This window comes from Plantactinospora sp. B5E13, assembly GCF_039871775.1.
Lineage (GTDB): Bacteria > Actinomycetota > Actinomycetes > Mycobacteriales > Micromonosporaceae > Plantactinospora.
Map to the genome: position 1 here is coordinate 1 of NZ_JBDPLT010000087.1, position 13,232 is coordinate 13,232.

Genomic DNA, 13,232 nt, shown 5'->3' on the forward strand with positions numbered 1-13,232 from the left:
CGCTTCGGCACCAACCGGCTCCTACCGAAGATCCTCGATCTACCCGAACACGTTTGGATCAACAAACCAGAGGCGGAACCTCAGGCCGCATAACTCCCGCTGGCCTCAAATCCTTGACACGTTCCGTAGGGGCAGGGACGCGTCAGCCTGGTGCCGGAAGGCGTCGACGAGGCAGACCGAAGTGGTTCCTCCACTCAGGTCATCATGGGTGCTCATGCGGTGACCGTGGCAGTGGAGTCGCAGAAGTCAGGTGAGGCGGTGCGGCAGGCCCGGCGTCATGATGTGGCGGCGATCCCGTCACGGCCACGCCGGGCCCGCCATCTCATCGAGGTCGCGCGGGCGCACTACGGCAAGGTCGACAAGGAAGCGACCGTGGCGACGCTGCGGCAGGCGTACGAGTCGGCTCCGGAAACGATCCGCTTCAACAGGTACGCCCACCAGATCACCCTGGACCTGCTCGACGGGCCGCTTTCCGTCCGAGATGACGCCCGTGACCTCGCGGTCAGGGTTGGGCTCGTTGCATGACTCAGGGGTAGGAACCTTACCCATTCCGCCTCGCCACCGACCGTAGCTTGTTCCTGACGGGAGGCGGCGGGCGATGCGATCAACGCTCGGTCGCCGTGCCCTCCTCAATCAGAGGGTGGCGAAGAGAACGCCCTCGTGATCGACGAGGGAGGCCACGTGCGGCGCATCTCGTACGACGAATATCTCCCGCAACCGCGATGACTTTTGCTCGCCGGCATCGTCCGGTCTGGTCGTGGCGGGTTTGGCGGCGAGTTTGTCGCTGCGACTGCGGCCTTTCGTGGCCGTGTTCGACGCGCAGGCGTGAGCTGCGCGCGGAGTATGCCGGCGTGCCGGTGTCGATGGCTCGCTACCTCGGCGTCTGCCTCGTTCCAGGCCGTCGAGGACATGCCCTGGGGGCCAGCCGGCGCGCTGCATCACACGCTTCATCGGCTGGGCCAGGCAACGCGTACCCGAACGCGACTAGGCAGCGCGAATCCGAGCCGGTCACTGGGCCCGTCGATGCCGCATGACGGGCATCTGGCGTGTCAAGGGCGTTTACTGTGAGCACGTGGGTGTGGCCGAGGGCAGGCTAGGCTCGGCTGGTGCCGCACGACACGATCTTCAACGAGCATCGCTCTCTTCTCAACGCCGTCGCCTACCGGGTGCTTGGCCGCTGGAGCGACGCTGAGGACGTGGTCCAGGACGCGTGGCTGCGGTGGAGTGCCGTCGACGTCGAGCAGGTGGAGAACGCGGAGGGTTATCTGGTCCGGGTGACCACCCGCCTTGCGATCGATCGCTTGCGCAGTGCCGCGTCCCGGCGCGAAACCTATGTCGGCCCATGGCTGCCCGAGCCCATTCTGACCGCGCCGGATGTCGCCGACGACGTCGCTCGCTCGGAGTCGGTGTCGTTGGCGATGCTGCTGGTCCTGGAGTCGTTGTCTGCCTTGGAGCGGGCCGTCTTCGTGTTGAACGAGGCGTTCGGCTACTCCCACAGCGAGATCGCCATTATGGTCGAGCGCAGCCCGGAATCGGTGCGTCAGACGGCGTCGCGCGCACGGGAGCATGTCAGGCGCAGGCAGCGCCGCTATGACACCGATCAGGCGACCCGGCGCAAGGTGACGGAGTCGTTCATATCGGCGAGCACCGGTGGCGATCTCGTTTCGCTGATGGAGGTGCTGGCGCCGGACGTCAGGCTGGTGTGCGACGGCGGCGGCATGGCGCCGGCGCCGCGTAAGGCGATCGAGGGGATCGATCTGGTGACGCGGGCGCTGGTCACGTTCGGCGGTCGCATGCCGCAGGAGCCGCGCGTGGTGGTGGCCGAGGTCAACGGCGGGCCCGGCGTCGTCATCTACTCCGCTGAAACCCCGGTGGCGGTCATCGTGCTGCACCTTGTCGATGGGCGTGCGCGGGAGATTCACCTGATCAGCAACCCGGAGAAGCTCACCGCCGTTGCCGGTTTGTGACGGCGGCCACAGCGCCTCACGGTTTCGGGCGGCTCTGTCGTCCTTGGGGCATGGCTGACATCAAGCAGGTAGTTGTTATCGGCGCCGGCTACACCGGCATGCTGGCAGCCCTCGGCGCGGCGAAACGAGCCAAGGGCCGGGTCCATGTGACCCTCGTCAACCCATGGGAGAGGTTCACCGAGCGGCTGCGGATGCACCAGATCGCCACCGGCCAGCAACTCGCCGAACATCGCATCCCGGACCTGGTGGCCGACACCGGCATCGAATTCGTGCAGGGTTGGGCGACCGGGATCGACGCCGCCGCGCATACCATCTCGGTGTCGACCGTGGATGGCGGTCAGGTCTTCATCGGCTACGACACACTGGTCTATGCGGTCGGCAGCACCACCGACACCGGCCGTGTCTCCGGGGTCGCCGAGCACGCCTTCAGCCTCAACAGCCCGCAGAGCGCACAGGACATGGCCGCGCACCTCGCGCGCCGGGGCAACAGCGGATTCCTTGTCTGCGGAGCCGGCTTGACCGGGATCGAAGCCGCGACCGAGATCGCCGAGTCCCACCCGAACGTCCGGGTCACCCTGCTGAGCCGGGGCGAAGTGGCTGCGATGATGGGGACCAAGGCCCGCGCCTACGTCAAGGCGGCCTTGGGGCGGCTGGGCGTGACCGTCCGGCAGGGCGCCAGCGTGACCAAGGTGCTTCCAGACGGGGTCGAGCTGGAAGGCGGCGAGTTCGTCGCCGGTGACGGCTGCCTGTGGACCACCGGCGTGCGGGTGGCCCCGCTGGCCACGGAGGCCGACATTCTCACCGACGGGTACGGGCGTATCATCACCGATGCCACGCTGCGGTCGGTGTCGCACCCGGAGGTCTACGCCATCGGTGACGCGGCCGCCATCCGCCAGGCTTTCGGCGTCATCCACGGCACCTGCCAGAGCGGTATGCCTACGGCGGCGCACGCCGCCGAGAACATCGCTCGCCAGTTGCGGGGCAAGCAGCTCAAGCCGTTCCGCTTCGGCTACCTCCACCAGCCGGTGAGCCTTGGACGCCAGGACGCGGTCATCCAGTTCACCTACGGCGACGACACCCCCCGGCGCTGGTACATCACCGGTCGGGCGGCCGTTTTCTACAAGGAGACGGTCAGCAGCAGCCCGATCAAGACCTACGGGTTGGCGAAGCGGCTGGTTATCTCGTCGCGGATGCTTGCCACCACCGGCGGCAGGCGCAACAGGCCGGTCGGGCGGGGGCGTTTCGGTTCCGCGTCGTTCGCTGGCTGACCCAGCGGGACGGCGACCGCCTGCTGGCGGTCAGGTGCGGTTGCCGGCTGCGGTTGTCTCGCCGTGCAAGTCCCATGTGCTGGGCCGACAACCCCAGCGGCGGGGGATTGCTCATGAATGACCTTGCCGCCCATGTCACGGGTGGCCGGGCTGCTTCTTCTCGGATGCAGGAACAGGATTTGATCGGAAAGGTGTTGGTTGGTCATGCGGGTGTTCGTGGCGGGCGGGAGTGGGGTTGTGGGACGGCGGCTGGTGCCGCTGCTGGTGGCGAGGGGGCACCAGGTGACGGCGACGACGACAAGCGCGGCCAAGCTGGCCCTGCTGGCGGAGCTGGGCGCGGACGGCATCGTCATGGACGGGCTGGACGCGGCGTCGGTCGGTGAGGCGGTGGCCAGGGCCCGGCCGGAGGTGGTCGTGCATCAGATGACCGCGATTGCCGTGGGGCACGCGGGTAAGCCGGACATGAAGCACATGGATCGGTGGTTCGCCGGCACCAACCGGTTGCGCGCCGAGGGAACGGACCATCTGCTGGCCGCGTTCAACTGACCGGAGACGACGGAGGTGCTGGTCTCGGCGAGTCGGGTCCACCACGGTTCCGTGCTGCCGTTGCTGAACGTACCGTTGATGATCATGTTCGTGCCCGGCGCCGGCTCCGCCGGGGCCGCGGCGGCGGGCCGGGGCGCGGCCAGTGCCGACGTCGCCAGCGCCAGTACGAGGCCGGCGCCGAGCAGGGAGCGGACGAGTGCGCTGCGGGGCGAGGGTGGAGCCCCGGCGGCGTGCCGTTTCACAGTGCGTCCGTTGGAGATCGAACCGCGGCCGGCCGCCACCCCCCGCGAATCGTCGGGCTGATCCGTTCGGTGGCGGCGGCCGGGAGATGGTGCGGTCACCGTAGGAACACGCCGGTCGTCCGGGGCAGGGCCGGACGCGTACGGAACAGTTCGGGACGGGGCCACCGGGGGCTGGCCAGGCGCCGGGCCGGGCATGCCGTCGGTGCCGGGCCCGGCGGGTGACGGTGTACGCGCGGGGCCAGGCGTCCCCGCCGGCACCCCCGGGATTAGGTTGATCATCACCGTCGGGGTGCCCTCGCGCCCCGAACCACCCCCCATGGAGAAGTGCATGATCCTGTCCAGACGCGCCCTACCCGTGGCGCTCACCGTCGCGATCGGACTGGTGGTGCCGACCGGCCCCCTGCCGGCCGCGGCCGGCGTCACCGGCGTCACCGAGTTCCACTCCTCGTTCGAACCGGGCGACCCCCAGCCGACCTGGACCAACAGCGCCGAGGTGGACGCCACCGGGGCCAAGCGGATGTCCGGGGTGACCGGCAGCCCCGGCATCCCCGGCAACCTCACCGACCGGGTGACCGAGGTGGCCGCCAGCGACGAGAACCCGCCGAACGAGACCGCCGCGCGGGTCGTCGACCAGAACATCAGCACCAAGTGGCTGGCCTTCGCCTCGTCCGGCTGGATCCGGGTACGCCTCGACGAGCCGGCCGCGATCGTGCACTACGCGCTCACCTCGGCCAACGACGCGGCGGAGCGGGACCCGAGGGACTGGACCCTGCAGGGCTCGGCCGACGGAGAGAACTGGACCACCCTGGACAGCCGTACCGGGCAGGAGTTCGACGAGCGCTTCCAGACCCGGGAGTACCGGTTCGAGAACAGCACCGCGTACCCGTACTACCGGCTGGACGTTACCGCCGTGCGCAGCGGCGGCATCATCCAGCTCGCCGAGCTGCAGCTCTCCGCCGGCGGCACCACCCTGCCACCCGCCACCGACATGCGTGCCTTCGTCAGCGGTGGTCCGGTCAACGGACCGACCATGAAGCCGAACGCCGGCTGGACCGGGCGCAACACCCTGCAGTACTCCGGCGGGCAGATCGTCGACGGGCGCGGCTACGCGTACAACCGGGTCTTCGACGTCGACCTGACGATCACCCCGGAGACCGAGCTGTCGTACCTGCTCTTTCCGGAGCTGACCGCGCAGGACCTGGACTACCCGAGCACGTACGCGGCGGTGGACCTGGCCTTCGACGACGGCACGTACCTCAGTGACCTGGGCGCCGTCGACCAGAACGGCTTCGGGTTGAGCCCGCGGGCGCAGGGCGCGTCCAGGTCGCTCTACGCCGACCAGTGGAACCTGAAGCGGTCCCGGATCGGCGCGGTCGCCGCCGGCAAGCGGGCGGTCCGGATCCTGGTCGGGTACGACAGCGACACCGGCAAGGGCCTCTTCAACGGCTGGCTGGACGACATCCGGATCACCGCGAACCCGGCCCGCCCCAGCCACACCCGCCCGTCCGACCACGTGCTGACCACCCGGGGCACCAACTCCTCCAGCGGCTTCTCCCGGGGCAACAACATCCCGGCGACGGCCGTCCCGCACGGGTTCAACTTCTGGACCCCGATGACCGACGCCGGTTCCACCGACTGGCTCTACCGCTACCAGCAGGCGAACAACGCCGACAACCGGCCGACCATCCAGGCCTTCACGGTCAGCCACGAGCCGAGCCCGTGGATGGGTGACCGACAGACGTTCCAGGTGATGCCGTCGGTGGCGACCGGGGTGCCGAACGCCAGCCGGTCCGCCCGCGCGTTGCCGTTCCAGCACGCCAACGAGACCGCCCGCGCCCACTACTACGGCGTGACCTTCGACAACGGGCTGACCACCGAGATCGCGCCGACCGACCACGCGGCGATGTTCCGGTTCACCTTCCCCGGTGACCGGGGCAACCTGATCTTCGACAACGTCAACAACAACGGCGGCCTGACCCTCGGCGAGGACGGCCGGATCACCGGCTACACCGACGTCCGCAGCGGGCTCTCCAACGGCGCCACCCGGATGTTCGTCTACGGCGTGGTGGACCGTCCGGTGGTCGGCAGCGGCCGGCTCACCGGCGGCGGCGGTGCCAACGTCACCGGCTACCTCGCCTTCGACACCAGCACGACAAAGCAGGTCCAGCTCCGGCTGGCCACCTCGCTGATCTCGGTCGAGCAGGCCCGGCACAACCTCGACCTGGAGATCGCCGGGACCGACACCTTCGAGACGGTCCGGGAGCGGGCCCAGCGGCTCTGGGACGACAAGCTCCGGGTGATCGAGGTCGAGGGCGCCACCGACGACCAGCTGACCACCCTCTACTCCAACCTCTACCGGCTCTTCCTCTACCCGAACTCGGCGCACGAGAACGTCGGCACCGCCGGGGCGCCGGTGTGGAAGCACGCCGTGCAGTCCTCCACCTCGACCTCGATCCCGGCCGGCACCACGGCGACCGAGACCGGCGCGGAGGTGGCCGACGGCAAGGTGTACGTCAACAACGGCTTCTGGGACACGTACCGCACCACCTGGTCGGCGTACACGCTGTTCAGCCCCACCATGGCCGGTGAGCTGGTCGACGGGTTCGTGCAGCAGTACCGCGACGGCGGCTGGGTCTCCCGGTGGTCGTCACCGGGGTACGCCAACCTGATGACCGGCACCAGCTCGGACGTCGCCTTCGCCGACGCGTACGTCAAGGGCGTCCGCAACTTCGACGTGGAGGCCGCCTACCGGGCGGCGGTACGCAACGCGACGGTGGCCCCGTCGGGCAGCAACCCGAACAACACCAACGTGGGCCGCAAGGGGCTGCAGACCTCGATCTTCGCCGGCTACACGGCGTCGGCGGTCTCCGAGGGCGTCTCCTGGGCGTTGGAGGGCTACATCAACGACTTCGGGATCGCCAACATGGCCGCGGCGCTGGCCGAGGACCCGGCGACCCCGGAGGCCGACCGGGACGGCTACCGTTCCGACGCGGAGTACTTCCGCAACCGGGCCCAGAACTACGTGCACATGTTCGACCCGAACGTCGACTTCTTCCAGGGCCGGGACGCGGACGGGGAGTGGAAGTCCGACCCGGATTCCTTCGACCCGCGGGTCTGGGGACACGAGCACGACTACACCGAGACCAACGCCTGGAACTTCGCCTTCCACGTGCCGCAGGACGGTCAGGGCCTGGCCAACCTGTACGGCGGGCGGGACGCGCTGGCGGACAAACTCGACGAGTTCTTCGCCACCCCGGAGACGGCGAGGTTCCCCGGCTCGTACAACGGCACCATCCACGAGATGATCGAGGCCCGGGACGTCCGGATGGGCATGTGGGGCTTCAGCAACCAGGTGTCCCACCACATCCCGTGGATGTACACCTACGCCGGCCAGCCGGCGAAGACCCAGTCGATCGTCCGGGAGGTGCTGTCCCGGATGTACCTGGGCAGCGAGATCGGCCAGGGTTACGCCGGTGACGAGGACAACGGCGAGACCTCGGCCTGGTACCTGTTCAGCGCCCTCGGCCTCTACCCGCTCCAGGTCGGCAGCCAGAACTACGTGATCGGCTCGCCGCTGTTCACCAGGGCGACGGTGCACCTGGAGAACGGCCGGGACATCGTGGTCAACGCCCCGGACAACAGCGCCGGCAACGTCTACGTCCAGTCGCTGACCGTCGACGGCGTGCCGTACGACAGGACCTGGATCTCGCACGCGGACCTGGCCGACGGCGCGGTGCTGGACTTCCGGATGGGCCCGACCCCGTCGGCCTGGGGCAGCGGCGAGGCGAGCCTGCCGGTCTCGCTGACCGCGCCCGGCGCACCGGCCCGACCGCTGGCCGACAGTACGGTCAAGGGCGGTCCGGCGGCGCTGACCGACAACACCTCGGGCACCCAGGCGGCGGTGGACACCCCGGTCACCTGGACGGTCACCGGTACGCCGGAGCGGGTCACCCGGTACACCCTCACCTCCGGCACGGACGCGGACGCCGACCCGACCGACTGGCGCCTCTGGGGCTCGTACGACGGTAAGAAGTGGACGGTGGTCGACAGTCGCGACGACCAGGAGTTCACCTGGCGCAAGCAGACCCGGGCCTTCACCGTCGCCCGCCCCGGCCGGTACGGGCACTACCGCCTGGAGGTCACCGGGCCGACCGGCGAGGCGACGCTGGCCGAGGTCGAACTGCTGGCCAACCCGTCGCCGGCCTGCACGTCGACGGTGACCGGCCGGCGTAACGGACCGCTGACGATCTCCACCGGAGCGGTCTGCCTGGACGGGGCCACGGTCAACGGCCCGGTGACCGTGCACGCCGGTGCGGCGCTCTACGTCGACGGCGGGACCATCAGCGGCCCGGTGGCGGCCAACGGCGCGGCGGCAGTCGTGCTCCGGGACGTCACGGTCGCCGGCCCGGTCTCGGTGACCGGGACGACCGGCGAGGTCGGCATCGAGTCGGCGGAGATCGGTGGCCCGGTGAGCCTGACCGGTAACGTCGGCCCGCTGGTCGCGGCGAGCAGCATCGGCGGGCCGCTGGCCTGCGCGGCGAACAACCCGGCCCCGTTCGGCAACGGCCTGGCCAACATCGTCCGGGGCCCGGCCACCGGACAGTGCGGCGCCATGTGACGACCGGCGACGGTTGAGTTCCACCCGTGGGGGCGTCCGGCGAGCGGCCGGGCGTCCCCACGTCGTCCGGCGCCCCCACGTCGTCCGGCGTCCAGCCGGCTGGCAGCTCTACTGTGGAAATTTGCCGGTGTCGGGATCTTTTCGCCGTTCCCGCAGGTGTCCGGCATAGACGTGTTGACCAAGATCATGTTTTACTTCCGCCGACCAATCTTGATCAACTACGTCGGATCCTGGTCACCTCGCCAGGGTCGAGGAGTGTGCCCATGCTGCGTACCCGCAGGTACCTGGCGCACGCGGTGGTCGGCTGCACCGTCGCCGCGCTGGGCGTGGCGGCGGTGCCGCGGTCCGTCGTGGCCGCCGTACCGCCCGAAACGCCGTCCTTCCATCCCACGGTCGCGTACTCCCAGCTGCACCTGCCGGACGGGCGGTACGCGGTCGTCTACACCGACGGCCTCGCCCGGGTCGTCGACCCGGACCGGGGCACCGCCGAAGTCCGGAACGTGCCGCTGCGCCGCGACGCGGCGAACCCGGCCGGCGTGCTGCCGGCGCGACCCGACCTGGTGGCCACCCTGGCCCAGGGCCGGCCCGAGGCGTACGCGTCGGACAGCGTCCTCGTGGTGTACGACGGCGACGTCTCCGGCCCCTCCCGCCTCGACCTCGGCCGGTCCCGGGCCGACGCCGCCCGCCCGGCGACGTACACCAGCGACGGCCGACTCAACAAGGTGCTCGCCGGCCTCGGGGTGGCTCGGGCCGAGCGGGTGTTGCCCGACCTCGCCCCGACTGCCGCGAAGACCGCGCCGGGCACCACGAAGGCCGGCACCGACACGGCCGACCGGCCGCTGCTCGACGTCTCCCGGCTGTACCGGCTGCGGGTGCCGGCCGAGACGGTGCCGGCCGCGGTGGCCGCGCTGCGCGCCGACCCGGCAGTGAGCTACGCCGCGCCCGACTGGCGGGTGACCACCCTGAACACCGGCCCGACCCCGGTACCGGACGCCCTGCTGACGGCGACCGCCCCGACGGCCCGGACGGCCGGCACCACCACGCCGGCCGGCGGCCTGCCGACCAACTTCGGGCTCACCACCAGTGCCCAGAGCCTGCTCAACCAGCCCGGGGTCAACGCGGTGGCGGCGTACGCGGCGATCAGCCAGCGGTTCGGGCAGCTCCCCGGACAGGGCGAGATCATCACCAACGTCTCGCTCGGCACCCTGACCGACCAGTCCACCGCCGCCGACCCGGCCCACCCGTGCTTCAGCTGGGCCGCGTCGTACGGGCCGACCACCGTCGTCCAGGACGGCCAGCGCTACCTGGACTGGCCCGGCATGCCGCTGATCCCGACCTACACCGCGGACAGCGACGCCACCCTCGACCCGCTCGGGCAGACCTGCGGCGCCGACGACCCGGTGCTGAGCGAGGCCGGCCTGGACTTCACGATGATGGCCCCGCTGCCCCGGGACCGGCAGCGGCCCGAGCGGCCGGGCAGCGGCTACACCGACCTGCTCGGCATCGCCCCCGGTGCGGACTACCGGCTGGTGCTGCCGGCCCGCAACGGCCCGACCACCGCCGACATGGCCGCGGCGTTCCTGGCCTCGGCCCGGCAGGAGCCACGGCCGACCGTGATCACCGCGTCGATCGGGTTCGGTTTCGACACCGCCGGCTTCTCCGGCCGGTACATGGAGGACGACCCGATCATGGCCTCGGTGATCGCCACGATCGTCCGGGACTATCGGATCGTCGTCTGCGTCTCCTCCGGCGACGGCACCCGGGGCTACACCAACGCGGCGGTCTCCGCCTCCGGCGGCAGCACCGCGACCGAGGTGGCCGACCGGCGGACCGGCCCGGTCACCGACCTCGCCGACGTCGGACACTCCACCGCGCCGTCGGTGATCCCCGACACCGGGTCCATCGCCGTCGGCGGCAGCACGCTCAACGACACCACCTCCGCACCGCCGCCGGGCGAGAAGGTCGGCGGCCAGCCGGCGTACGCCGAGACCCGGTACAACGGCTCCCGGGGGTACGCCAGCGGACGCGGCTCCCGGGTCAACCTGTCGGCCCCCGGGGACAACCTGCTCGCCCTCGCGCACGCCGTGGGTGGCAGCGCCACCGACGTGACCGTCGCCTACAACGGCGGCACCTCGGCCTCGACCCCGGAGGTGGCGGCGGTCGCCGCGCTGGTGCTCCAGGTGGCGAAGCTGACCGGAAACAAGAAGCTGCTCACCGGCGCCAAGCGGCTGACCGACCCGGTCCGGGTCCGCGACTTCCTGGTCGCGACCGCGACCCCGACGTACACCCCGGCCCAGTCCGACGTGGAACTGCACGTCGGCGCGCAGGTGAACGCCGGTCGTGCGGTGGAGCGGCTGCTGGCGGAGGCGGGCAAACCGCTGACGCCGTCGGTGCCCCGGGTCGGCGTGGTCGCCCGCCACCCCCGGGACCCGTTCGACACGATCTTCGACACCACCACCGACCCGGCCAACATCCCGCTCGACCACGACCACCTCAACGACCGGCTGACCATCGCCCCGGACTGGCTGGGCCTGCCCGAACACGGCGTCCGGTACGCGCTCACCGTCGGCGGACGACGGCTCGCCGACACCCCGGCGGCCCGACTGCTGCCCGGCGAGGTACTCGCCGCGGCGGGACTGCCGCTGGCCGCCCCGGCGCCCCGGACGGTGGAGTTGACGTACACCGCGACGAAGGGAAAGAAGACGCTGGCCCAGGCCAGGGTCAGCCTCACCTTCGGACCCGGCGACGGGCGGTCGACGTACGGGCCGGCGCCCGAGGTGCCGGCCGTGGTGCGGGGCGACAGCATCCCCGTCACGTACGACCTGCGGTCGATGGCGGCGGTGCCGTCGGACGCGGTACTGGTGGTCTCCGAGCCGGGCCGGGTAGACCCGGTCTCCGCGCAGGTCTTCCGGCCGGCGTACACGGTGCCGCTGACCCGGCCCGCCGGCACGGTGCGGGTGCCGGTCTCGGCGCTTTCCGGCGGCGGCATCTACGGCGTCGGCATCCAGCCGGCGTCCGCCGGACGCAACGCGGTCACCTACACCCCGTTCTCCTACCTGCGGGTCGCCCCGACCTCGGACGCCCAGCCGGCCGAGCCGACCCTGGCGGCGGTCGCCGACCACGGGGCCGGCGGCCACAACCTGGTCACCGAGTACGGCGAGAAGTTCCGGGTGAGCTGGGACGTCCGGGACGTACCCGGCGCGGACGGGGCGATCATCGAGATCAGCGCCCCCGGACCGACCATCTTCGGCAACCGGAACCTGTTCAACAATCCGAACGGGACGGTCCGGGACGCCAACGGCGTCGACACCGGCTCGGTGCACGCCGCCCCGGTCCGCGGCACCCGCGGCTCGGTGACCCTGGATCCGGCCACGGTCGGCCTCAGCGCCGCGATGGACCACGTGGTACGCGTACTGCCCACCCGCAGGGGGCGGGTGGTCGGCCAGGCCAGTGGGGTCAGCAGCCTGTCGCGGGACGGCGTACGCCCGATCGGCGGGGGCAGCCTGGCCGGCGGCTACGGGATCAACAGTGCCGGTGACGAGGGTTTCCTCACCGTCAACCAGGGCACCGGCGCGGTGCAGCTCTTCGACCAGAAGACCAACACGGTGACCGGTACGGTGGCGTCGTCGACAAGCCGCTACCAGACCGCAGGTCTGATCGGCGCCGGCCCCGGCGTGCTGGCCAACGGTGTCGGCCTCTACCAGCGGATCGACCCGGACGGGACGAAGTCCTTCCAGGTCCTGAAGCCGGTCGCGACCGGCGGTGACGGCGGGGCGTGGACCCCGCCGGCCGAGAACGTGCCGGCCACCGGCACCAGCGGCCCGCTCCCGGCGCCGAACCAGCGCACCTCGACCACCGCCTTCCTGTACGGCCAGAACGGTCCGAACGGCGGCTACCGGGTCTTCACCTCGGACGTCGCCGCGAACACCTTCGGCACGCCGACGGACGTGCAGCCGGCGCTGGCGGGGATCCCGTATCCGCTGGTGACCGCGTTCGGGGCGGACAACACCACCCGGCAGGCGGTGCTCGCCGGCACCGACCTGTTCAGCTCCGGCGGCGAGACCCGGTTCGTCAGCGTCGACCTGGACAGCGGGACGGTGCAGACCTTCCCCGGCCTCGGCCGGGGTGGGGCGAGCGGGTTGGCGATCGACTCGACCACCCACCGGATGCTCGCCCCGACCCGCGACGGTGGCCTCGGGATCTACGATCTCGGCACCCGGACCGGGGTTCCGGTCACCCTCACCGGCACCAGCTACCAGCACCCGACCGTCGACGAGACGAACGGGTACTTCGTGATGGAGGAGGTGCGCAGCCCGGGCAGCTTCGGCGAGGTGATCGACAACAACGGCGTCTGCTCGGTGGTGGTCCTCGACCAGACAGGCAAGCTGGTGAAGCGGATCAGCGGGTTCAACTTCTTCGACATCGCGCTGCCGATCAACGGTTCGTACGTCCAGCTCAACCCGGCCACCCGGACCGGCTACACGCTCGGCCCGGCCGGCGCCCAGCTCGCGGTGTTCCGGTACTGACCGGCCGCCGCCGGTACCGAACCCGGTACCGGCCGGCGGGACCGCGCCGTCGACCCGCCCCGGGC

At 71.0% G+C, this 13,232-nt stretch carries 5 protein-coding genes and 2 pseudogenes; all 7 read left to right on the forward strand.

Features of this window, described 5'->3' with window-relative positions; translation table 11 throughout:
• Positions 1–201 precede the first annotated feature (201 nt).
• Positions 202–525, forward strand: a pseudogene (locus tag ABGB05_RS36455) (XRE family transcriptional regulator); the annotation flags it as partial.
• 266 nt (positions 526–791) lie between these two features.
• Positions 792–988, forward strand: a pseudogene (locus ABGB05_RS36460) (hypothetical protein); the annotation flags it as partial.
• 118 nt (positions 989–1,106) lie between these two features.
• A complete protein-coding gene (gene sigJ, locus ABGB05_RS36465; protein WP_347658592.1) occupies positions 1,107–1,967 on the forward strand; it encodes an RNA polymerase sigma factor SigJ in 861 nt (286 codons plus the stop codon).
• Positions 1,968–2,017: 50 nt separating this feature from the next.
• Complete coding sequence (locus ABGB05_RS36470; RefSeq protein ID WP_347658593.1) at positions 2,018–3,235, forward strand: FAD-dependent oxidoreductase; 1,218 nt, start codon at positions 2,018–2,020, stop codon at positions 3,233–3,235.
• Positions 3,236–3,439: 204 nt separating this feature from the next.
• On the forward strand, positions 3,440–3,781 hold the full coding sequence (locus tag ABGB05_RS36475; protein ID WP_347658594.1) for an NAD-dependent epimerase/dehydratase family protein: 342 nt from the start codon (positions 3,440–3,442) through the stop codon (positions 3,779–3,781).
• Between the two features lie 570 nt (positions 3,782–4,351).
• On the forward strand, positions 4,352–8,641 hold the full coding sequence (locus ABGB05_RS36480) for a GH92 family glycosyl hydrolase (RefSeq protein ID WP_347658595.1): 4,290 nt from the start codon (positions 4,352–4,354) through the stop codon (positions 8,639–8,641).
• A gap of 263 nt (positions 8,642–8,904) precedes the next feature.
• On the forward strand, positions 8,905–13,167 hold the full coding sequence (locus ABGB05_RS36485; RefSeq protein ID WP_347658596.1) for a S8 family serine peptidase: 4,263 nt from the start codon (positions 8,905–8,907) through the stop codon (positions 13,165–13,167).
• Positions 13,168–13,232: the final 65 nt, after the last annotated feature.